This is a genomic window from Pectobacterium carotovorum, from assembly GCA_016415585.1.
GTDB classification, from domain to species: Bacteria; Pseudomonadota; Gammaproteobacteria; order Enterobacterales; family Enterobacteriaceae; genus Pectobacterium; species Pectobacterium carotovorum_K.
Genome location: CP066552.1, coordinates 3,952,823 through 3,978,128, shown reverse-complemented (window position 1 = coordinate 3,978,128; position 25,306 = coordinate 3,952,823). Strand labels below are relative to the sequence as shown.

At 54.8% G+C, this 25,306-nt stretch carries 10 protein-coding genes and 1 pseudogene; 8 read left to right on the top strand and 3 right to left on the bottom strand.

Annotated features, from left to right (window positions below; all coding sequences use genetic code 11):
* Positions 1 to 64: 64 nt before the first annotated feature.
* The 7 genes from JFY74_17720 (at position 65) to JFY74_17690 (ending at position 19,659) form a co-directional block, all read left to right on the top strand.
* On the top strand, positions 65 to 1,684 hold the full coding sequence (locus JFY74_17720; GenBank protein ID QQG27885.1) for a hypothetical protein: 1,620 nt from the start codon (positions 65 to 67) through the stop codon (positions 1,682 to 1,684).
* A 58-nt stretch (positions 1,685 to 1,742) separates the two neighbouring features.
* Complete coding sequence (locus JFY74_17715) at positions 1,743 to 11,441, top strand: beta-propeller fold lactonase family protein (protein QQG27884.1); 9,699 nt, start codon at positions 1,743 to 1,745, stop codon at positions 11,439 to 11,441.
* Between the two features lie 129 nt (positions 11,442 to 11,570).
* Positions 11,571 to 13,361, top strand: a complete 1,791-nt coding sequence (locus tag JFY74_17710) for a TolC family protein (protein QQG27883.1) — start codon at positions 11,571 to 11,573, stop codon at positions 13,359 to 13,361.
* Positions 13,361 to 14,116: an efflux RND transporter periplasmic adaptor subunit gene (locus tag JFY74_17705; protein QQG27882.1), complete on the top strand. Its 756-nt coding sequence runs from the start codon at positions 13,361 to 13,363 to the stop codon at positions 14,114 to 14,116. Before JFY74_17710 ends, JFY74_17705 begins: the two co-directional genes overlap by 1 nt.
* Positions 14,113 to 15,468, top strand: coding sequence for an HlyD family efflux transporter periplasmic adaptor subunit (locus JFY74_17700; GenBank protein ID QQG27881.1), 1,356 nt, complete (start codon positions 14,113 to 14,115; stop codon positions 15,466 to 15,468). Before JFY74_17705 ends, JFY74_17700 begins: the two co-directional genes overlap by 4 nt.
* 2 nt (positions 15,469 to 15,470) lie before the next feature.
* Positions 15,471 to 17,600, top strand: coding sequence for an HlyD family efflux transporter periplasmic adaptor subunit (locus JFY74_17695; GenBank protein ID QQG27880.1), 2,130 nt, complete (start codon positions 15,471 to 15,473; stop codon positions 17,598 to 17,600).
* 328 nt (positions 17,601 to 17,928) lie between these two features.
* Complete coding sequence (locus JFY74_17690) at positions 17,929 to 19,659, top strand: rhamnogalacturonate lyase (protein ID QQG27879.1); 1,731 nt, start codon at positions 17,929 to 17,931, stop codon at positions 19,657 to 19,659.
* Positions 19,660 to 19,735: 76 nt separating this feature from the next.
* Here JFY74_17690 and actP read toward each other — a convergent pair whose 3' ends face one another.
* The 3 genes and pseudogenes from actP to acs form a co-directional block, all read right to left on the bottom strand.
* Entirely contained in the window at positions 19,736 to 21,394 is a 1,659-nt protein-coding gene (gene actP, locus JFY74_17685) for a cation/acetate symporter ActP (GenBank protein QQG27878.1), read from the bottom strand.
* Entirely contained in the window at positions 21,391 to 21,702 is a 312-nt protein-coding gene (locus JFY74_17680) for a DUF485 domain-containing protein (protein ID QQG27877.1), read from the bottom strand. The genes actP and JFY74_17680 overlap by 4 nt, the downstream gene beginning before the upstream one ends.
* A gap of 124 nt (positions 21,703 to 21,826) precedes the next feature.
* Positions 21,827 to 23,788, bottom strand: a pseudogene (gene acs, locus JFY74_17675) (acetate--CoA ligase).
* Positions 23,789 to 24,688: 900 nt separating this feature from the next.
* On the opposite strand from acs, the gene JFY74_17670 reads away from it, so the two are divergent.
* Complete coding sequence (locus tag JFY74_17670; GenBank protein QQG27876.1) at positions 24,689 to 25,081, top strand: transcriptional regulator; 393 nt, start codon at positions 24,689 to 24,691, stop codon at positions 25,079 to 25,081.
* Positions 25,082 to 25,306: the final 225 nt, after the last annotated feature.

The following is a 25,306-nucleotide window of genomic DNA, read 5'->3' as shown; positions in this document are numbered from 1 at the left end:
TTATTTTCCCGCTTTATGGGCGGGTTGAGTACGCGCTGAATCCAGGAATACAGGATAGGAAGGAATGAAAAAAACCTTACAGAACAGAAGAGTAAAAAAAGACGCTACCGGAATCACTCTGTTCTGGCGTGAACGCCTGTCTGCCTTTATTCAGCAGGAAAAGGGCGCGGGCACGGCATTCTATACGCTGGGTGCCATGGCGTTATTGGTGACGGCGGCTTTTATTGTCGATACCTCCACGGCAACCGGCGATGCAACGCAAATCAAGCGCGCGACGGATGCCGCTGCGTTGGCCGTCGGGCATCAGGCGACCATTAATGGCGAAGAATACAGTCAGGAAGAGACCAATAAGCTGGCGTATGACTACGTCAAAAACAATCTGGGGATGAATAGTGCTCTGAGTGAAAAACTGGCAGCAGGTGACGTGGCCGTCACGGAAGGGCGCAACAGCGAGACGCGTAAAACTTATACCGTCACCGTTGCCTTCGAAACCAAGCCCAGTTTGCTGAGCCTCGGTGCGAGGAAACAAGAAGTGTACTCGACCTCCGAAGTCATCAACCGCCCGACCGAAATTGCCTTCGTCATGCCGGTGACGGGGGATATGAGTGAGGGGGATATCCGTTCGCTGAAAAGCGTTAGCCGCAGTTTTGTCGAACGCATGCTGAGCAGCGCAGACGGCAAACGTGACAACCTGTGGCTATCGCTGGTGCCGTACAGCCAGTCGGTTAGCGTATACGATGCGGAAGACGCCAACCGCATTCGGCGCTGGGCTGCACCGGGTGCGTTGAACCCGCCAGAACTGCGCTCGTTGTTTGCCAGTGGCGTGGTCAGTAGCATGGCCGACCGCCGTTTCCCTGATCGTCGCGCTAACCTGCTGTGCATGTATCGTGGGCTGGGTCGGGAAGAAAACTTCTTCTGGGATGAACCGCCCGTCGGCCAATTCAAGGTCTATTACCGCCACGATTTGCCGCAAAACGGCAGTCCCGGCGCACCACCTATCTCCTGGCGCGGCCCGAATCCCGATTTTGACGATACCAATGCGGTAGATACCCGCTGGATCGTGGCAGACAAAGGGTGCCCGAACGCCGCGCTGATGCCGCTGACCAATGAAGAAAGCAGGCTGAATCAGCGTATCGAACAGTTTTCTGCCCGTTTCAACGTGAACTACGCCATCGGCATGTCATGGGCGGGCGCGGCGCTGTCACCCAACATGCGCGGTTCAGACGGCTGGGGCGATGCCAAGCTGCCGCTGGATTTCAATCTGGACGGCAACGGTGACGGGCAAAAGGTGATCGTGATGATGGCTAACACGATTGGCAACTGGTTCGACACCGACAGCTACAACTTCAACCGAAATGCATTTAGTGGTCAAACCGGCTCGGATCCCGCCCGTACCTTTGCTGCGCAGCGTTTCCGTGACCTGTGTTCCAGCTTCCGTGCGCGCAATATCAAATTTTATTTTGTCGGCATTCGTCCCGGCGACCCAGAGGATTTTGGCCGCAACCTGTTTGACGCCGAAGCGACGCCAGGCCTGCTGATTTGCACCGAAGGTGAAAAACGCATGAGCTTTATCGATGGTGCAGGCTTCGGCGCAGAGGGCGTTGAGGATCAATTGATTCAACGGTTGAATCGTATTGCCGGCCAGATCGAAACCGAGGGCGGCTATGTTCGGTTGGTTGAATGACCGCTGAAGGTAGCCAGGAATGACGCGATTTGCCCCTTTCATTACAGGACATGACACGATGACTTTTTCCCGCTCAAAATCTGGTTCAGGCTTAACGCGCACACCGCGTCAGGCGTGGGTATTGGAACCGCGCATGATGTTTGATGCTGCTGCTGTCGCGACGGCGGCAGATGTCGCGGTGGCTGTCGCGGCAACGGACACCGCCCCCGGCGTTGATGCTACGCCGGTTAAGGCGACGGTCACCATTACCGACAGCAGCGACAGCTTCCAACCGGTCGATCTGTTCCGCGACGTTCGCGTATCGGCGGATAACGGCGGACAAGAGCTGAAAGATTTAGTGATCACCGTCAACCGCACGGGCGCGAATCAGGCATTAGTCATCGATGGTAAAAGTATTACTCTGGAATCAGGGAGTGGGACGACGCGCGCGGAAGGGGATGGCTTTTCATACCGCGTGGCAGTGAGCGGCGAAACCACGACGGTGACCGTTAATATCGACGGTTTCACCAATAACCTCGCGGATACAAGGGCGATGATTGACAGTATCGCCTACCAGCCGCTGGATAAAACCGTAGCCGGCGGTGACGTCGTGGTGACGCTGAAAAGCCTGAGCGATGAGGGGGGGGGTGATACCGATACTGCCGATCTGGATATTCACGCTACCGTCACTATCGACAGCAAGATCAACGTGGCACCGGTAGTATCCGCATCGGATGCGCCGGAACTGACTGAATTAATCATCGTGCCTGGTATGGAATCCCCGCAGGACGTGCGCTATTCCAGTAATGGTAATTATGCCTATGCCATAGGAAGCGATGGCACGCTGGGGGTCTTTACCGTCGGTGAACATGGCAAACTGACGTTGAGCCAGACGCTGAGCGGCATAAGCGCACTCAAGGATGCGAAAGAAGTCGTACTGAGCGCTGACAACCGTTCTCTGTACGCTATCACTGGTAATAGCAATATTGTTGCGCTGAGCCTCGACAGCAATGGGCAGGTGGTTCGGCTCAGCGGCAGCGACGAGCAGCCGGTATATACCCAGACGATTGCTTCGCAAAACGGCAATACCACTGGGCTGGCTGTCTCCAGTGACGGTACCCAAGTTTATGTTGCCACACAGTGGAATGGCATGATCATCTTTACTCGCGATACGACGACAGGGGGGCTGACGCTCCTTCAGCGCGTAAGTGACAGCGGGATTGATCGTAGCGGTATTGTGGCAAGTAGCGGTGACTATGTTGTCACTGTTGGGATGGGGGCGAAGCATACGCTATCGGTTTTCCAGCGGAGTGAGAGCGGGACATTAACGTCTGTCGCCAAGCTGGAAACGTCTGGGGAAGGATATGGCGCGGTAGAGTACCAATTAGCGATCTCGAAGGATCAGCAGTTCATCTATGTTGCCGATCCTGACAGCGGTGAGATCAGCGTCTATCAACTGCGTGGCGGTACTGAAGGAAAAACGCTGGTTCACACGGACACGAAAACGCTGGAAGGCGTTAACGCGCTCTATCTTAACGCCGACGGTAGCCAGCTTTATGCGCTGAGCAGCGAAGGCGAGTTGCAGATTTATAGTGTAAGCACGTCGACAGGGGCGCTGAAGGAAAGCGGCCAGATTCAGAATATTGGCGATACGCGTGGCATGGTGTTGTCACCTGATGGGCAATCACTCTTGATCGCCGGTGAGGCCATTCAGCGCTTTAGCGCATTACGCACTTATCTCTATGGCAGCGAATTACCCTTTGCCGACCATATCGCGCTTTCTGATAACAATCTGGATGTGTTAAACGGCGGTGCAGGCAACTATAACGGTGCCACGCTGACCATTGGGCGTGAAACGCCTTCCGTAGACGATAGATTTGGCCTAAGTGCAGGCAACAATCTGACGCTGCAGAATGGAAAAGTTCTGCAATTAGGCACGGAGATTGGGACATTCACGCAGAATCAGGGCGTACTCAGCGTGACGTTTACCGCCGAGGTGACGAAAGAAACTGCCAATGCCGTCCTGAAACAAATTACCTACCGCAACATCAGCAACCAGAGCGTCACCGAAACCGTCGCGCTGACGGTGATCGCGAACGATGGCGAGCTGAACAGTACGGTAACCACGGTCGCGCTGCTGCTGACCGCCAACAGTGCGCCAACGCTGGTCAGTCAGGGCGGAAGCAATCTGACGCTGGATACGCGCGGCTCCTCCGTCACGCTGTTCAAAGACACCGCGATTAACACTGGGGAAGCTGGACAGGCGCTGACAAAATTGTCGATTGGTATTGATGGCCTAAACAACCCGAATCAGGAGTATCTGACGGTGGATGGCACAGTCATCGATCTGAGTAAGGACAACGCGGGCACCACGGCTAGCGGTTACCAGTATACCTACACCTATAACGCCCTGAGTGGTGAGTCTTCACTGGTGCTGAGCAGCATTCAGGGCATTAGCAGCATGGCGATGATGACGCTGGTCGACGGTCTGAGCTATTCGGCTGGCAAAGAGAGTACCAGCGCCAGCGGCTTGCGTACTATCACGTTAACCGAATTGCAGGATAACGGCGGCACTGCCAATGGCGGGAGTGACACCGCGACGCTGACGATCTCCAGCAGCATCAATCTGGCCTTAAACGACGTGCCGACGATCGAGGCGACCTATTCTCCTGACGCCACGCTGTTTTACAACGCGGGTACGCTAAGCGGTTACAACGAGCGCGTTTCGGCGATCAGTGTCTCTCAGGATGGTAAAACCCTGCTGGTCACCGGTAGCGAAGGGAACAATAACAGCGGCAAGACTTATCTACGCGTTTACGCCCGCGATGCAGAAACCGGCGAATTGACGTTGCTACAAAGCTTCACGCAGGGCGAACAGGACGATCCGTCCACCCCTGCGATTGAGGTTAACGGTCTGAACACCATCACTACGCTGGCGCAGTCGAAAGATGGCACCAGCGTGTATGTCGCGGGAGGAAGCGGAAGCGCCTACTCGCTGGTGCAATTTAGCCGCGATACCACGACAGGCCAACTGAGCTATGTCGGGATTGTCGCTACGCAGGGTGTGGATGGCGTAAGTGGTCTGGATGCGGCAGTGTCTGAGATTGTGCTGTCCGATGATGGCACGTCGTTGTATGCCATTAACGGCGTGACGCCAGTCGATGGCGCGACCACTAAAAACGCCGTTGTTTTCTTCTCGCGCGATACCACCTCCGGTGCGCTGACGTTTGTCGGTTCACTGGTTGGTAGCGATACCATTCCGCTGAAAAGCCCAAGCGGTATTGTGCTGTCCAGCGATGGCACATCGGCCTATCTCTCTAACCTAGGGAATCACAGTATTACCGTGCTGTCGCGCGATGCGGAGTCGGGTTCTCTGGATTACGTCACCACGATCAATAAAAGCACCATAGCGGCTGATGTGAACAGCGCGGAGATTCCGCAAAACGACCGCTACCTTGAGGGGTTGCAGGATATCGTTATCTCACCGGATAACCGTTTTGTGTATGTGTCATCAAACTCGCAGGGCACTGTGTCGATTTTCAGCCGTGATGCAGATACAGGGGCGTTGACCTACGCCGGGACGTTGAATCTGTATAGCGAAGGGCATATTGCCGCGAATGCGCTGGCGTTACGTGAACTGGTGATTTCCGAAGACGGTTCGGCGCTGTATGTTGCGGCGTTCGGCAGTAAGTCACTGCTGGTGTTTAGTCGCGATAACGATTCCGGTGCGTTAACGTACCGCAATAGCGTTGAACTCTCGGTTAACACCGTCAACCATCTCGCCGTTAGTGCGGATGGTAAGAATATCTATGCTGGGGTCAGTACGTTCTTTGCTGGACTGAACGTGCTCAGTGCGGCAGCAAATGCACCTTATAGCCAGACGGCGGACATGCCGTTTGCCACGAGCGTCACGCTGTCAGACCGAGAACTGGATGCTGCCGATGACTACAATGGCGCGACGATCGCGATTAGCCGTAATGGCGACGCATCGGCAAATGACCATTTTGCCTTCCAGAGCGGAGACGGCCTGACGCTGTCCGGTAGCGACATTCAGTATCAGGGCGCGACAATCGCCACTTTTAGCGTGAGCGAAGGCGAGGCGAAGATTGTCTTTACCGACAGCGTCACTAAAACGGTAGCCAATCAGGTTCTGCATCAGGTGACTTACCGTAATGATGGTGATGCGGCGGGGGCATCAATTCCACTGAATATCGTCTTTAGCGACGGCAGTAAGGAGACTAGTCTGCTATTGACGCTGGTGCCGAATAAGCCGCCAGTGGTGGATAATGACGAGTACACCCCGCCATCTGGTACCGCAGGGCAATCGTATTCTGTCACGCTACCAGAAGATCTGTTCCGCGATCCTGAAAATGGTGCGCTGACGCTACAGGTCAATGGCCTTCCGGCTGGTTTAACCTTCGATTCAGACACACGCACGATTTCCGGTACGCCAGCACTCAATGGTGCGGGAAGCTTCTCTATTACCGTCGTGGCGACCGATGCATCGGGTGAACAGGCGGAGCAGACGATTACGCTGACTATTGCCTCCGATCCTGCACAAATGCCGGCGCTCGGCGGTGAGTCCAGCTCTCTTCAGAATGACTATGCCCTTGATGGCTATGACTCCAATAATTATGTTGATGTGCTGACAGGCGTAAAAGACAGCCAACTGTCCGCGGATGGCAAAACGCTCTATGTCGTGAGCTCACCTGATAGTGGGTCAGCGGTACTGAGCGTCTTTGTGCGCAATGCGGAAGGGAAATTCACCCTGTCGCAAACCTTCTTCAACTACCGCTCCGTCTATAACAATGAGACAGAGCAAACCGATAACGTTGTGGATAATGCCGGATTGGCCGGTGCATCAGATGTGATTCTGTCTTCTGATGGACAGTACCTGTATGTGGTGGGTAGCGAAGGCAATGCAGTCACGATCTTCAGCGTTGGCAGCGACGGTGAACTGACGCAAGCCGGTATCCTTGATCAAACGTTGCTGGGCGATCATTCGCTGGACGTGCGCTCCCATATTGTTTCGCAAGGCGATTACCTCTATATAACGGCTGCTCAGTCCAACAGCGATACTGACGGCCGCAGCGTGCTGGTGTTTAAGCGCGGGGCGGACGGTACGCTAGCGGTGGTTTCTCAGGCCGATAATCTGATCGGTGCGAGTCGTCTTGTGCTGGATCCAACCGGGCGTTATTTGTTTGTTGCCGGCGCTGGGGATGCGGTCGGAGTCACCGCGTTCAGCATCGATGTGGAAGGCAAACTGAGCCAGCTTTCCCAGATTCGTGCAGAAGGTGACAACCTGTACTACATCCGTTCGCTGGCTCTTTCTCCTGACGGTAAAACCCTATATGCGATTAATTCCGATGGGGAAAATCACACGCTGAATACCATCACGGTGGGAGCTGATGGGGCGCTAACGCTTGCAGAAACAACGGCAATCACCGATGACGGTGGCGATTCCGGCGAGGCGTTAGCGACCGATCTGGTCGTTTCTGCCGATGGCACAGCCCTGTTCGTGATCGGGAAGAACATTTCTGTATTCTCCCGCGCGGACGATGGCAGCCTGACGCTGAAAGACACCCTTAGCGGTGGTTGGGATAGCCCGATTGGCATTTCTTTCTCCGATCTGCAAAAGGTGGAACTGAGTGCCGATGGCAAGCAGCTCTATCTGACTGGTGGCGATAAGGTCCATGTTCTGAATGTCGGCATCGCCGGTGCAAGCTATACCGAAGGTAACGATGCCACAGTGCTGCTGCCGTCTGGTCGTCTGTCCGATCCGCAGTTAGATGCGTTAAATAACGGTGTGGGTGATTATAACGGTGCCAGTATCACCGTTGGTCGGGAAAATGGTGGGCTACCGGAAGATACCTTTGGTTTGAAGGCCGAAAACGGTTTAACGCTTGATGGCAACACTATCCTGAAAGATGGCGTCGCGATCGCGACCTTTACTCAAGTGGATGGGGCGCTGACGATTAAATTTATCGCAGTGGTAACCAAAGCCGAGGCGCAAAATGTGCTGCGCCAGATTACTTACCAGAACACCAGTCAGGATCCTGAACAAGCAGGATCGTCGCCGACCTTCATCTTCAGTATTAATGACGGCGACAATAACACCGCTAACATGGATATCACCGTCAATCTCGTTGGTGTGAACGATCCGGCGATATTGAATACAACGGTGCTCAACCCACAGGTTCCGGGCAACGGTGAGTTCGTTAAGCTGTTTAAAGATACCCAAATTGACACGATTGAGAGCGGACAAACCCTCTGGCAGGTCGTGTTAACGTTTGATGTCTCAGGGCCTAACGAAACGATTAGCGTGGATGGCAGCACGATTGTGCTCGAAAAATCCAACGGTGTTCCACGCACCGCCAGCGGCTTGCAATATTCTGTTGATGTGAAGGACGGTAAAGCGACGGTCCTCCTGTATGTCGGGAGAGGCGCGAGTGGAACCGCAGAGATTATTGACAGCATCGGCTACAACTATCTGGGCAGCGCTCCCAGTGGTGAACGCCATGTCACCTTGATGATCAAGGAAAATGATTATAACGGCACTGCACCGGAAACCACGCTGGAACAGGCGATTACGCTGACGCTAGTGCCTGCGGCAGAAACCAATACCGCGCCGATTATCACGGTTCCGGGGACGACGCCGACGTATACCGAACGCGCTGACCCTATAGTGCTGGCACCGGACGCGACGGTGTCTGATGCACAGATGGACAAACTCAACGGTGGCAAGGGCAACTACGACGGCGCGACGCTGAAGATTACGCTGGGCGACGGTAAAACGGCGCTGGATAAGCTGGGCTTCAGTGCTGAAAACGGTCTGACGTTATCCGGCAATACGCTTCAGAAAGACGGCGTCACCATTGCTCAGGTTAGTAATCAGGATGGCGTACTGACGATTCGCTTCAACGCGAATGCAGGCACAATTCCGACCACGGAAGACGTGCAGAATACGCTGCGCCAGATTACCTACGCCAGCGACAGCCGTACGCCAGCCGCGCAGGTTGCAGTGACGGTGACGCTGTCCGATCGCTATCTGGAGTCTCAGGTGACGGCCTTGTCGGTAGCGATTACCGCGATCAACGACACGCCTGTCGTGGCGAACGATCCAGTGCTTTCTGCCGATGAACTGCGTTTGGTGAATACCTACACCGCGATTAGCGGGCTGGGCACGTTGACGGCTGCCGCCCGTACGACCGATGGGCTGTCGCTGTATGTCAGCGATGATAAAGGCGCGATTGCGTTATTCCAGCGAGATGCAGACAGCGGCGAATTGACCTATGTGCGCACCTTCGCGGCGGCAGAGGGCGTGACAGGAATAAGCCAGCTACAGGTTTCTGCCGATGGCAACAGTGTGTATGCGCTGCGTGCCGACGGCAATGCGATTGTTTGGTTTAGCCGGAATAGTGAAGGCAATCTGGAACATAAAGAAACCATCGTTGATGACTACGAGATACACAATAGCAACCTTTACGACATCCAAGGGATCGCTCTGTCTGATGATGGCAAGACGCTGTATCTCATCAACAACTACAACCTTCTCTGGTTTACCCGCGATTCAGCGACAGGCAAGCTTGCTTATGCTGGGCTTATCGAAGGCGGTATGTGGAGTGAACCTTACCTGTGGCAATCCAGCGAAATAGTCAGCCGTGGCAATCTGGTATTTGTTACTACGAATGCTAATGATGGTTCATCGCTGATTGTGTATACGCGTGGCGATAGCGGTGAGCCGACGCTATTGGGATATGTGCGCCAGTTTACGGATGCGCAAGGAAATTCGGTGACGTTATCCGGGCTGGAGCAACTCACGGTCAGCGCCGATGGCCGCAGCATCTTTGTCGCCAGTGCAGGGCAGATCGATGCCTTCTCGCTGGACACCGCTACGGGAACCTTTACACACCTTGCTCGCGTGGCGGCAGAAGGCACCGTGAATCATATCGCCCTTGCTGCGGATGCGCGGGTGCTGTACGTCACGCAAAGCGACGGGGCGCTCACTCGCTATGTATTGAACGGCGAGACGCTGACAAAACTCGATACGCTGAAAAACGAGGGTACAGGCTTCACTCATCTGCTGCCGGTTGACGGTGGTCTGATTACGCTCGGCAACGGCGTGTCGGTGCTGGATGAGGCTTCACGCCTGCCGGTTTATCGCGTTGATGGCCCAGCGGTGATTGTCGCGCCTTCTATCGTTCTCAGTGATGCAGAACTGGATGCACTGAACGGCGGGGCGGGAAATTATCAGGGTGCCTCCATCACGCTACAGCGCGGTGAAACGGCCTCAACAAGCGATCGCTTCGATTTTACTGCGGGTAACGGTTTCACCTTGGCGAATGGCGTCATTAGCAAAGACGGGCAAGCGGTAGCCACCTTCGCGCAGGCGGACGGTAAGCTCACCGTGACCTTCACTGCTGCCCTTTCTCGTGCGGATGCGACAGCGCTGGCTCGCCAGATTAGCTGGGCGACGAGCGCACAGCTGACGGGGAGCGCGACATCGCTGACGCTGGTGCTTAATGACGGCGCAGCTGATTCCGCTCCGCAGGTGCTCGACGTTACGCTGTCGAGAGAGGTGAACCTGCCGCCAGTTGGTCATGCAGAGCAGTTCACACCGCCAACGGCACAGGCTGGCACCAACTGGTCTTATACCTTACCGAGTACGCTATTTACCGATCCTGAAAATAATGCGCTGACGTTTACCGTTGATGATGCGCAACTGCCAGAAGGCGTGCGTTTTGATAGTGCAACACGGACGCTCAGCGGCACGCCGTCAACGGCGGGAACGTTCAACCTGACGATTACCGCCAGAGACAGCGCGGGTAACGCGACGGCACTCAATGTGGTGCTGACGATCAATGCTGCCTCGACGCCAGTCGATCCTGGTACACCAACAGAGCCAGTGAACCCCGATAACACCGCAACCGCGGCACCGGTGATACTGGTGCAGCAGGGCGCAAACCTGTCCGTTGATTCGAGTGACAGAGAACGCGAACAGCCGTTGGGGGCGATTGTCGCCGATCTGTCTCGCCCAGAAGCACAACCGCTACCAAGCAACATCGTCACTGAACCTGTACGCCAACGTGATGCCGATACGTCACGCCAGTCGGATGCTCCTTGGGTGCTCGATCCGGTGATGTCATTGCTGATGCCGACGCTGGAGCAGGTCAACTTCTCTTCACGCGCTGAGGCGTCCCTTCGCGATAACGCCGCGCTGCGTTCGGCTGATTCCAATCTGTTCCTGAGCGTGCGCGGTCAGACAACGTCGCTGGAATCGGCTTTCAGCAGCGTGCAGGGCACGTTACAGCCGGATGCCTCCGGCGCACTCGCCTTTAGCCTGCCGCAGCGCATGTTCAGCGTGCGTGAAGGCAATGCCACGCTGACGCTGCAACTGGCGAACGGGCGTCCTCTACCTGCGTGGGTGCAGTTCGATGCCCGCAGTGGCGTGGTGCGCATTACCGATGCCAGTGCAGTGCAGGTTAATCAGATCCAACTGGCGCTGAAAGCGCAGGCCGCAGACGGCACCAGCCGGATCGTACCGATTACGCTGCAAACCGGGCAGGGCGATGGCGCAGAGATGACAACTGACCGTGGCGCGATGCAATTACCTGCACACTCTGTTGTTCCCACTGCCGCAGACCCGGCTGAAAACCGGGATGCAGAGCGGTTAGTGCCAGCGGGGAAAACCGCCTTTACCGAACAGCTGCGTCAGCATCAGCCTGAACAGGATGCCCTGCTGGCGGCGCTCAGTGAGCTGAGCAGCCTGCGCGCGTAACGCTGTGCAGATCGAATACCGAGACGAGATTTTATTACTTAACCACTAACCCGGGCGTTTGCAGGCGGTAACCAACCCACCGCCTGCAAGATGAAGGGAACAGACAAATAGAAGATGGGGAGAACCCGGGTGAATCAGCACATAGCGCATTTCTGGGATAGCCAGCAACACGACAGTCAGCAGCAGAACGTTCAACACGAGGCTACACCACGCACCGCGGGTTCTCGGGCGTTACGGATCGCAGTAGCTCTTGCCTGTCTGGGGCTGGCTGGCTGTGCCGTCAAACCTGAGCCGGTTACGATAGAACAGCAGGTCGCACAGGCGCTGAGCGACAGAACGCAGATGTTCGCCAATCAAGAACCGGTACGCGGTACGATCACGCTGGATGAGGCGATTGCCCGTGCGCTGAAATATAACCTGCAACAGCGGGTCGCGCTGATGGAACAGGCGATGGAAGATGACCTGTTGGGCGTACAGAATCTGGATATGCTGTTACCAAAACTGACCGCGCGCGCTGGGTTACAAACCCGCGATAACGTGGCCGGTTCCAGCAGCCAGTCGGTCACCACTGGACGGCAGTCACTGGAAGCGTCCACCAGTCAGGATCAGACCATGCGCACCGCCGATCTGACGATGAGCTGGAACGTGCTGGACTTCGGTATCAGCTATTTCAACGCCAAAGTACAGGCGAACAAATCGCTGGCGGCGGAAGAACGTCGTCGTCGCGTGGTGGCCGATATTACCCGTCAGGTGCGTACCGCTTATTGGGAAGCGGCCACGGCGCAGCGTTTGCAGCCGGAAGTGACCACCGCGCTGACGCAGGCGCGTCAGGCGCTGGAATATGCGCGTCAGACCGAACAGCAACGCCTGTTGGCACCGGTTGAAGCGCTGCGTTTCCAGAAGAACATGCTGGAGATGGTGCGCCAGTTGGAGATTGTCGACAGCGATCTGGTAGTGGCGAAATCCCGTCTGGCCGCGCTGATGAACCTGCCACCGTCGAGCAAATATGACGTCGTCGTGCCGAGCGAAAGCAGCCTAGTCGCGCCGAAGATGGCCTACTCGCTCGACGATTTGGAAAACTTCTCGATGGTTAAACGCCCGGAAGTGCGTGAAGAGAGCTATCTGGCACGCAATAGCGTACTGGAAACCCGTAAATCGCTGCTGCGCCTGCTGCCAGGCGTGTCACTGTTTGCCGGTATCAACGGTGATAGCAACAGCTATCTGGTTAATCACCAGTGGGCGAACGCGGGCGTTCAGGTCAGCGGCAACCTGCTGAACGTGTTGTCGTGGTCATCGGTGAAACGTGCCGGACAGGCGAATGAAGATCTGGCGGAGGTGCGCCGTCAGGCACTGCGCATGGCGGTATTGACGCAGGTGAATGTCGCCTGGCAGGAATATCAGCAGAGCACGCGGATGTTCGGTCGCTATCAGGAACTGGCACGAATTCAGCGTGGCATCCTTAATCAAACCACGCTCAGCGTACAGCATCGTGCCGAAACGCAGATGGAGCAGGTGCGCGTCAGCACGGAAACCATTCTGACCACCCGCGCGCGTGACCGTAGCTTTGCCGATGTGCAGAACGCGCTGGGCGCGGTGTATCAGGCCGCTGGGTTGGATGTGCTGCCGGATAACGTGAACGATGTCAGTCTGGCGGCGCTGAGCAGCTCAATTGCCCTCACCACGGGTAACCTTGAGAAAGGCGGCGTTGCGGTACCTCGTTTGTCCCTGTCTACACCAGCTACGCCTGCTACCACGACGGCTTCGGCTAAAACAGCATCCACTCCATCCGTAGCACCTGTTGTGACGCCGATTGCCTCGTCTGCTGCGACATCATCGGCTGGCGCGGGTAAGCCTTATCGCGTGGTGAACACGGATATGTGGGATAACCTGCAATCCCTACAGGCGGGAGGTTCGCGTTAATGGCTTTCGGCATAATGCGTCCGCTATTGCTGGTCAGTGTGTTAGGTCTGCCCCTGTTGGGGCAGGCTGCGACAACGGGAGACATTCGCGTACAGCTTAGCGCACAGCGCTATACCGTGTTATCCAGCGAAATTGCGGGGAAAGTGACGGATATTGCGGTGAAAGAGGGTGAACACTTCAAGCAGGGCGATACGCTGGTGACGTTTGACTGCACCGTGCTGCGCGAAAAGCTGAACTACTCAAATGCCGCAGAGAATGCCGCGCGTAAGAAGCTGGCGATTGCCGATCGGCTGGATAAGCTCAATTCGATCAGCCTGTCGGATGTCGATCAGGCGCGATCGTCGGTGTCGATGGCGCAGGCCGAAAGCGGCGTCAATCGCGCCATGCTGCAACGCTGTGCCATCAAAGCCCCATTCTCTGGTCGCGTAACGGAAACCAAGGTGAAGCGTTGGGAATCCGTGCCGGAAGGCAAAGAGCTGCTGGCGATTTATGACGACAGCGCGTTTGAGCTGGAAATGATCGTGCCGTCGCGCTGGCTGGTATGGTTAAAGCAGGGCAGCGCCTTTCAGGTCACGCTGGATGAAACTGGTCTGAGCTATCCGGCGGAAATCAGCCGCCTTTCTTCGGCGATCGATCCGGTCAGTCAGTCGGTAAAAGTCTTTGGTCGGATTACCCAATCCACCGCTGGATTGTTGCCGGGCATGAGCGGTGTGGCGCAAATTGTACCGCCTGATGCCGGCAGCGTATCGCCATGACCGAACGGAACACGACAGCAGCACAAACTGAACAGGATACACGACTGGCACTGCTGGCCGAGCTGTTGCAGCTGCAAAGCCGTGCCAGAGCGCGTGAAACGCTGGATGAGCTGGCGTTTTTCATCGTCAACGAGACGCATAATTTAGTGAAGTATCGGCAGGCGCTGCTGTGGGACTGTGATAAACGGCGCTTGCAGGCGGCTTCCGGGCTGGCCTCGCTCGATCACAACGCGCCGTTTTGTACCGAATTTAGCCGCCTGTGCCGTCAGTGGCAGGAAGAGGGGCGTCAAACGCAGGCGCTGCAATGCCGCGAGCTGCCTGCCGATGATCAGATTTTGTGGCAGGAACATCTGCCGGAATTTTTACTCTGGCTACCGCTGCGTTTAGCGCAGGGCGAGACGCCGCTTGTACTGGTGTTAGCACGGGACAACGCGTGGCTGCCAGCCGAGATCGTGCTGCTGGAAAAACTGGCGGAAGCGTATGCTCACGCGTGGGCGAGTTTGCAGAAACAACGTCGGCGGCAGACGAATACCAGCCCGAAGAAGCGTCGTTTGATTCTGGCTGGGATCGTGGCGCTGGCGCTGATCTTATTGATCCCCGTTCGCCAGTCGGTGCTGGCTCCGGCTGAGATCGTCGCGCATCGTCCGGTGATGGTGCGCGCCCCCGTGGCGGGCGTGGTGGATGACATTCTGGTACGGCCTAATCAGGCCGTTAGCGCCAATCAGCCGCTGGTGCGACTGGACGTGCGCGAACTGGAAAACCGACTGGAATCGGCCCGACAGGCTTTTGCTACCGCTGATGCTCAGTATCGTCAGGCACAGCAGCAGGCGTTGTTCGATGCCAATAGCAAGGCCAGTCTGGCCGTGCTGCAAAGCCGCCGCGAACAGGCGCAGAGCGAGATGGACTTTCTGCAACGTCAGCAGGAACGCATGCAGCTTGTTTCTCAGCGTGATGGTGTGGCGATTTTTGACGATAGCAGCGACTGGATTGGGCGCTCGGTGGCGGTGGGGGAACGTATCATGATGATCGCCGATCCGCACGATGTTGAGCTGGAGATCCAATTGCCAGCGGCGGATGCGATTGCGCTGGAAAACGGCGCGTACGTGCGCCTGTTCCTCAATGTGGCGCCGAATTCGGCACAGGACGCGCGGCTGGAGCAGATTGGCTATCGCGCCGCGCCGACGCCGGACAATGTGATGGCCTATCGGTTGCGCGCACGCTTTACACAGGATGATCCGCAGCTGCGCGTGGGCCTGAAAGGGACCGCCAAGCTGTACGGTAAACGCACGGTGCTGTTCGTTTACCTGCTGCGCAAACCGCTGGCGTCAATGCGCGTCTGGTTGGGCGTCTAACGATGGCCGGAGGTACGACGCCGGCCGCTGGGCTCAGCCCGCTGCGCGATGAACTGATCCTGCATGCTGGGCCCGCTAACCGTGACGGATCGCCTAGCTGGACGCTGGAAGATCCGCTGCGTGGCCTCTATTTTCGTATCGGTTGGGCGGAAATGGCGATGCTATCGCGTTGGTCGATGGGGAACGCCGCGCAAATTGTTGCCGAGGTTAACCAGACTTCTGCGCTGATACTTGATGACAGCGATGTGCAGTACTTCAATCGTTTCTTGCAGGCCAACAGCCTGACGCGGGTTTCTGGCGATGAGGCAATGGCGCAGTTTTCTCGTCAGGTGGAACAGTCGCGCGTTTCGATCTGGCGCAAGCTGTTGAAGAACTATCTATTTTTTCGCATTCCCTTATGGCACCCCGATCGCTTTTTGGGCGCGACACTGCCGTGGATCGAGCCGTTTTTCAGCCGGACTTTTCTCAAGCTGACGCTGCTGGTGGCCGTGCTGGGGCTCTTCCTCGCCGGACGCCAGTGGGAAACGTTCAAGCATACGTTTCTGCACTTCTTCACGCTGGAAGGCGCAGCGCTGGCGGGGCTGACGCTGTGCTTTACCAAGATTCTGCATGAGTTCGGCCACGCCTACACCTGCAAGCGCTTTGGTGCGCGGGTTGCCACCATGGGCGTCGCGTTTCTGGTGATGATGCCGGTGCTGTACACCGATACGTCCGGCTCGTGGAAACTCACCCGCCGTCGGCAGAGGATGGCGATTGGTGCAGCGGGCATGATGACCGAACTGGTGCTGGCAGCATGGGCGACGCTGGCATGGAGCTTCTTGCCGGACGGCATGCTGCGCAGCGCCGCGTTTATGCTGGCGACGACAACCTGGATTATGACGCTGGCGATTAACCTCAGCCCGCTGATGCGCTTCGACGGCTATTTCCTGCTTTCCGATGGATTACAGATGCCGAACCTGCAAAACCGAGGCTTTTCTATCGGCCGCTGGCAGATGCGGGAATGGCTGTTCGGCTTAGGTGATGCACCGCCGGAGCATTTTCCCCGCTGGCTGCAACGTACGCTGGTGGGCTATGCCTTTGCAGTGTGGATATACCGTTTCTTCCTGTTTACCGGTATCGCGATTTTGGTTTACCACATGACGTTCAAACTGCTGGGGATGCTGCTTTTCGCGATTGAAATCGGCTACTTCGTGGTGATGCCAGTGGTGAATGAAGTACGCGAGTGGAGTAAACGCCGTAAGGATTATCGTATGAACCGTAATATGACGACAACGCTGACTGTGAGCGCTGTGGTTCTGCTCTTGCTGATGATTCCCTGGCAGCGCAGCGTGTACGCCCCGGCGCTGCTGCGGGCAGAACAGCAAAGCAGCCTGTATATGCCCGTACCTGCGATGATTCAGCGCATTGACGTACGGGTTGGTCAGGCCGTGAACGCCGGGCAGACGCTGTTTACGCTGTCGTCTGATGCGCTGGCGTATGAACGGCAACAGCTGGAACGTCAGATTGCTACATTGAACTGGCAAAGCACCTTTCAGGTATTCAACAAGGAAGCGGCTGGCGATCATCAGCGGGTGAAGCAGGAACACGAAGCGGCGCTGAAAAAGCTACAGGTATTGCAGCGTCAGTCGGAACAACTGACGGTGCGTGCGCCTATAGACGGCGTGGTGGCCGATATGGCGACGCCGCTGGAAACGAGCGAGTGGCTGGGGCAGGGCGAATGGCTGGCGGTCGTCACCAAGCCAACCGGCGGGCTGGTGGAAGCGTTCGTGTCGGAAAAAGACTGGCAGCGGCTCCGCACGGGCGCAAAGGGGACGTTTTATTTACAGGACGTGAGCCGCTCGTCGCTGCCGCTCACTATTGTGGAGATTGCCAGCACGGCAACCCGCGATCTGAACGCCGCGCCGGAGTTGGCATCCATTTACGGCGGTGATATTGCCACGTTGAGCGACGCACAGCGCAAGCTGCATCCTGAACAGGCCGTTTATCGCGTGCTGCTCAGTCTGCCTGACGATTATCGTGCTCAGCCGCAGGTGCTGCGCGGCACGGTGGTGATGGACGGTGAGGCGCAAAGCCTGCTGATTCGCGGCTGGAAAGTGGTGTCCGCCGTACTGATTCGCGAGCTGTCATTCTGATCAGTTTTAATTTCTGCGATGTCGATCCTGACTTTCTTCCCGCTATTGCCAGATTCTTGTTGTTGCTGGCAGTGGCGTGAAGGAGGGCGCTTATCCCCTCGATTATGTTGTCCCTGCTATCTCCATTCTATCTGTTTAAAATAGCTGATTTTTTTACATTAGTGGCAAGGCAGCGACGTGACATCGAGATACACGGGGCTACCACGGTGCGAGGTGTCCCTGCGGGAACCTCATCACCGTGTTTCCCCTAATATCTGGCATTGACCGTTACCTTGAACCGCCGCGATGAAAATTATGATTTAACTGACTGAACACAAGAGGGCTGACTGTGAAGCGATCTGTCTTGTTGTTGGTGGGGGCCATGCTGGCACCCTATGGCTATAGCGCGCAGGATAATGCGGTGTCGTTATCCGTTTCTGGTCTGAATACCGTTCTGGATAACGGCTTACTAAAAGTCGCGTTCGGGGAGGATGGCAGCGCGGTGAGCATGGTGACGGGAGGCAAGAATATCGTCACCAACCTGTCTGGTGCGGCGCGTGACCCGAGTAAAACGCGTAGCGCTTACCTCGATTACTATATTAACGATGCTCATGCTAAAGGCGTCAAAGATTTTGTCCCCGAGCGGGTAGAGGTGCTGCGCAACGATCGAGATATAGCGCATGTGGCCTATATCGATGACCGGGACGGGCTGTTACGGCTTGAATATCACCTGATTATGCACCGCGGCATTAGCGGGCTTTATAGCTATGTGGTGGCCGAGAATAGCGGAAATCAGGACGTTAAAATCAGTGAATTGCGTAACGTCTATCGCTTCGATCCCGCCCGGTTAGATCATCTCTACAACGGTGATCGTCAAGGAAAACCGCTACTCTACAGCCAGCTTGAAGCGTCGCCGAAAGTGCAGGATGAAACCTGGCGATTGCCGGATGGCCGCATTTATTCCAAATATGATTTTGCTGGCTATATGCGTGCTGCGCCTTTCTGGGGCGTTTTTGGCAATGGCGTAGGGGCGTGGCTGATTCACGGCAATCGGGAGTATTTCTCCGGCGATGCGCTCAAGCAGGATCTACTGGTACATCAGGATGCGATCATTCTGAACTACATGACGGGCTCGCACTTTGGTACGCCGGATATGGTCGCCCCGCCGGGCTGGAAAAAATTCTACGGTCCGTGGCTGCTGTATATCAATCAGGGCGATACCGAACAAATGCTGGCGGATGCTCAGCGTCAGGCACTGACGGAAGCCGTCAACTGGCCGTACAGCTGGGTCAACGATTCCCGCTATGCGCGCGATCGCACGCAGGTGAGCGGACGCATTGCCAGCCAGCAGTCGGTGACCGTCGTGCTTTCGTCATCGCTGGATGAACCGTTCGATGTGCAAACCCGTGGCTATTCGTATCAGGCAACGACAGACACGCAGGGGAATTTTGTAATCCCTCATGTTCGCCCGGGCAATTACCATCTGGCGGTATACGCCAACAGCGGTACGCAGCCGGGAATATTGGCAGAACAAACGCTGTCCGTTTCCGGTGATAAGCAAGCGCTGCCTGTGATAACCCTGCCCAAAGCCGAACCGGTTGTTTGGGCGATTGGGCAGGCCAATCGGCAGGCGAGTGAATTCCGTTTTGGCAATGAGGCACGCAACACCCGCTGGCAGCATGAGGTTCCGGCAAATCTGACGTTTGATATTGGCCGCAGCGACTATCAGCACGACTGGTATTACGCGCAGACCAAACCGGGAAAATGGGACATCCGTTTTGCCCTGCAACCTGAGAAAAAAACCTATTTCCTGAATATCGCACTGGCGGCAGCGAGCAACAGCGGCATGAGTGAGCCGACCATGCCACAGCTGGCGATAGCAGTGAACGGCAGCACGCTGGAAACGCTGACTTACGAAAACGACAAAACCATTTATCGCGGCGCGCTACAGAGTGGGCGTTATCACATCGCCCGCATCCCTGTGTCATCCCACTTTCTGAAAAATGGCAACAACACGATCACGCTGCAATTAAAAGGCGGCAGCGTGATGTATGACGTGGTGACATTAAGCGAGGAATAAATCCAGTTTTAACAATGTGAGGCATTTGGGTTTCAAAGAAGAGCTGGCCCGCGAATGCGGGCCAGAGAGAGGAAGATTAGTGGGAACTGCCTTTTGATGCGCCGACGCCGGTTTGTGAGCGGACAAACTGCGCATGGAAGCGTGCGCGTTCCTGCTGTCCGGCTTCGGAGCGATCGGTGATGGAGAAGAACCAGATACCGATAAACGCGACCAGCATGGAGAACAATGCTGGATAATCATAGGGATAAATAGGGGTGGCATGACCGAGGATTTTCACCCAGATCGTCGGCCCCAATATCATCAAAATTACAGCCGTCAACAGACCCGCCCAACCGCCAATCATCGCTCCGCGTGTAGTCAACTTAGACCAGTACATGGAGATGATAATAATTGGGAAGTTACAGCTCGCAGCGATGGAGAACGCTAACCCAACCATGAAGGCGATGTTTTGGTTCTCAAACAGGATACCGAGCGAAATAGCCACCACACCCAGCACCAGTACGGTGATTTTTGAGACTCTCAGCTCATTGCGCTCCGTCGCTTTTCCTCTCTTGAACACGTTAGAGTAGAGATCGTGGGACACGGCAGACGCACCTGCTAGTGTCAGCCCAGCAACGACGGCCAGAATGGTGGCAAAGGCCACGGCAGAGATAAAGCCGAGGAAGAAGTTGCCGCCGACGGCATCGGCCAAATGCACCGCTGCCATGTTATTCCCACCGATGAGCGCGCCTGTCGCGTCTTTAAACGCTGGATTGGCGCTGACCAGCAGAATAGCGCCGAAGCCGATGATGAAGGTCAGGAAGTAGAAATAGCCCATGAACCCCGTGGCGTAGAACACGCTTTTTCGTGCTTCTTTCGCATCGCTGACGGTGAAGAAACGCATCAGAATATGCGGCAGACCGGCCGTACCGAACATTAGGCCCAGCCCGAGAGACAGCGCGGATATCGGATCAGAAACCAGTCCTCCAGGACGCATAATTGCTGCCCCTTTTGGGTGAACTGCTACCGCCTGTTTGAACAGCTCGTCAAAGCTGAACCCCACGGATTTCATCACCATGACGGCCATGAAGGTGGCACCGAACAGCAGCAGGACCGCTTTGATAATTTGTACCCATGTGGTGGCGAGCATACCGCCAAACATTACGTACATCACCATCAGAATCCCGACCAGCACCACCGCGACATGGTAGTTGAGGCCGAACAGCAGCTCGATGAGTTTCCCCGCGCCCACCATCTGCGCAATGAGGTACAGAGCCACAACCACCAGCGAACCACAGGCGGAGAGGCTGCGGATCGGGCGCTGTTGCAAACGGTAAGATGCGACGTCAGCAAAGGTGTAGCGCCCGAGGTTACGTAGCCGCTCTGCGATAAGAAACAGAATAATCGGCCAGCCAACTAAAAAGCCGAGTGAATAAATCAGGCCGTCGTAACCGGAGGTGTAGACCAGCGCAGAAATACCGAGGAAGGATGCAGCGGACATGTAGTCACCTGCAATCGCCAGTCCGTTCTGGAAACCGGTGATGTTGCCGCCTGCCGTGTAGTAATCACTGCGTGAACGTGTTTTCTTCGATGCCCAGTAGGTGATATACAGCGTGCCGCCAACGAACAGCAGAAACATCACGATAGCCTGAATATTCAACGGCTGGCGCTGGACATCCCCCGTGAGTGCATCTGCTGCCCATGCAAGCATTGGCAGCGTCAAAAGTCCGAACAGCATCATAAAGCGTATTTTCATTGCTTTACCTCATCCAGTAACTGCTTGGTCAGACGATCAAATTCACCGTTAGCGCGATACACATAAACGCCTGTCAGAATGAAGGAAATCGCAATCAATCCCACGCCAATTGGAATACCACGGGTAATGCTGGAACCTGGAGCAATCGGCGTTCCCAGCCAGCCAGGTGCAAAGGCGATGAGCAGAATAAAGCCGACATAAAGCACCAGCATGATCAGTGAAAGAAAAGCGGCAAAACGCTGTCGCTTGTTGACCAGTTCTCTGAATAAGGGGTGACTTTCAATCCGTTGATAAATGGCATCATTCATCGTAAGTCTCCAGTAATCTGTAGGGTTGAGTCTTGCCGCGACGTTACCGCCTGATTTATCGCCAGCCGCATCCCCGCAAGCCACGTCATGGCTTACGGGAATGAAGAGTGCGGTGGGTCAGGGGTTATTGAGAGGCGGTACTCATGGCCTGCTTTTCTTCGAGCAGTTTTTCGACGACGCCAGGATCGGCCAGCGTTGAGGTATCCCCCAGATTGCTGGTGTCACCGGCGGCGATTTTACGCAAGATACGACGCATGATTTTGCCGGATCGCGTTTTTGGTAAAGAGTCAGTCCAGTGCAGGATGTCCGGTGTGGCAATCGGACCGATTTCCTTACGCACCCAATTGCGGACTTCCGTATACAGCTCGCTGGATGGCTCTTCGCCGTGATTCAGCGTGATGTAGGCGTAGATGGCCTGCCCTTTCATATGGTGAGGAATGCCGACCACGGCTGCTTCGGCAATCTTGGGGTGTGCAACGAGTGCGGATTCGATTTCCGCCGTCCCCAGACGATGCCCAGAAACGTTCAGCACGTCGTCAACGCGGCCCGTGATCCAGTAATAACCATCTTCGTCACGGCGGGCACCGTCCCCGCTGAAGTACATGCCTTTAAAGGTAGAAAAGTAGGTTTGCTCAAAGCGGTCGTGATCGCCAAACAGGGTTCTTGCCTGACCCGGCCAGGAATCCACGATGACCAAATTGCCTTCCGCAGTGCCTTCTTGCGGGTTGCCGAGGTTGTCGACGAGCGCTGGCTGTACACCGAAGAACGGGCGCGTCGCGGAGCCGGCTTTCGGCTCAATCGCGCCGGGCAGAGGGGTGATCATGAAGCCGCCCGTCTCTGTCTGCCACCAGGTATCGACGATAGGGCATTTGCCATTGCCGATTTTGTTGAAATACCACTCCTAGGCTTCTGGGTTGATCGGCTCACCGACGGAACCCATGATCCTAAGCGATTCACGCGATGTACCCTCAATCGCTTTATCACCTTCCGCCATCAGCGCACGGATCGCAGTGGGGGCGGTATAGAGAATATTGACCTGGTGCTTATCAACCACTTGTGCCATGCGGCTGGCGTCCGGCCAGGTTGGTACACCTTCGAACATCAGCGTAATCGCACCGCATGCCAGCGGACCATAAAGCAGGTAACTGTGCCCCGTGACCCAGCCAACATCCGCCGTACACCAGTAAATGTCGCCGGGATGATAGTCGAAGACATATTTGAAGGTCAGTGCAGCATAAACCAGATAGCCGCCAGTGGTGTGCAACACGCCTTTGGGTTTCCCCGTCGAACCTGACGTATAAAGAATAAAGAGCGGATCTTCCGCGTTCATCTCTTCTGGCGGGCAATGGTCGTCTGCTTTTTCAACCAGCTCGTGCCACCACAGATCGCGTCCGTCCTGCCATTCATTGATCTTACCTGTGCGGCGGAAAACGATAACGCTGGTAATGGTGGTGACGTTCGGGTTCTTTAACGCCTCATCAATATTCTTCTTCAGCGGGATCACACGTCCGGCGCGTACGCCTTCATCGGCGGTAATGACCAGTTTGGCGCTGGAATCGATGATACGCCCAGAAATCGCTTCGGGAGAGAAGCCCCCGAAGATCACCGAATGAATCGCTCCAATTCTGGCACAGGCCAGCATTGCCACGGCTGCTTCTGGCACCATCGGCATATAAATAGCAACGACATCGCCTTTTTTGACGCCCTGTGACTTCAGCACATTGGCGAAGCGGCACACGGACTGATGCAGTTCACGGTAGGTGACTTTTTTACTTTGTGTTGCGTCATCGCCTTCCCAGATGATGGCAGTTTGATCGCCACGCTCGACCAGATGGCGATCTAGGCAGTTTGCTGCCACATTGAGTGTACCGTCTTCAAACCAGCGGATACTGATGTGACCGGGGTCGAATGAGGTGTTCTTGATCGTTTTATAGGGTTTGATCCAATCGACGATCTTTCCCTGCTCGCCCCAAAAGGCGGCAGGATCGTCAACGGACAACTGATACATATTTTTGTATTGCTGAGCATTTATCAGTGCATTTTCCGCAATGGCGGCGGGAATGGCGTGTTTATTATGTTGTGTCATAGCGCTTCTCCTTAAACATGTTAATGCTATGTCAAATAACGGTTAATTCTAGTTAACAACTTATCTTTGTTTCTTTTTTGCGCGATTGATCACGCAATGCAGGAAAAGCAATGAGGCGTTACTTAAAAGATAGTCTTTTGGTTCAGAAAGCAGGCAGTTTTTTAGTGGTAGCCAAAACGCGATAAGTGATGTATGTCACAATATGAAAGTCAGCAGAGTTATCTATGCTGTTATAATGTCATTAACGATCAATTCATTGTTTTCAATAGATTATATCTATTGTTATCAGGTTTTTGATCGCCCTTTACGATCAAAAGGCATAAAGATCCCGCTTATTCAGCCGATAGTAAAAATCCTGTTCAGAGTATATTCCTACATACGGCAGCTATTTAGCGCGTGCAACTATGATCTATGAGTTGAAATTTTGTTCTAATTGTTAATTATATGTAGGCTATTAATGAAATAGATTTATCTGACTATCAACGGGCAGACAAGTGTGAATAATCTACACTCTAGGTGGGTTCTGTAGCACAGGTGCAGGTTTTTCTTAAAAAGAGTAAAGATGTCGTGTGTTAACTGCCGATAAAAAGAAAAATTAATTGTTATTTTTGTGTCTTATTCAGAAATATCCGGTTTCCAAAAATAAATAACATAGATATACCCAACATCACTGACGCAGAGTAAGGCGGCAGATGTTTGAGTCCCGGTAGCCTGAGAACGTGTAAACGGTTCCGGTTAGCGAATTTCACTATTTTCATTAGGTGATTTTCTGGGGTGGGGAAGAACACTATTAGTCCGGAAACCTTTTAAATTCCGGTAGGTTGATTGCTTATCAATGGTGTGCCGTGGGTATGGTGCGCTGTGAGATATCTTTTTACATAGCATGATGCAGAGGAAACAATGAGTCTGATATTTGGCCGGAATGAGATTTTAGGCATGCTTTCTCAACCAGTTCAGAATGATCGGCGTGCTGTGGCGGTGATTGACGAGAAATGTAAGGTCGTCTGCGCGAATTCTGCCTTCAACGCCCATTTTGGATTACGTGCTGAAATGAATACGCCCGTCTCGATTGATGATGTACTCCCTATCAACGTGAAGTTTGCTTATCACGACTTTATGACGAATTCCAACGTGTTGAGTACGCGTGTGGTCTCGGATCTGCTGTCTGATGGCTTTACAAAAAAGCAGTTAAGTACGCTGTCTTTTTCTAAGCTGAACGTTGAAAATCGGGTGCTTTCTCTGCTGATCCTGAATCAGGATGCGGTTGAGTCGCCGACAAATTTAGCGTCATAAGCTTGAATAGTCGTAGATTATCTGGCCGAAAGAATAGAGATGTGTGTTTTTCAGTGAAAAATAACGACAGAAGAAAAATTGTTGTTATTAATAAATTTGTTAGCACTGATCTAACTACATTTAATCGAGAGCGACCGATTGCGTGGATTACTCTCTGACATATGCTGACGGTCAGTAGAACTGATAAAGCAGTATCGGTTTTTCATAAATGAAGAATAAAAGGTG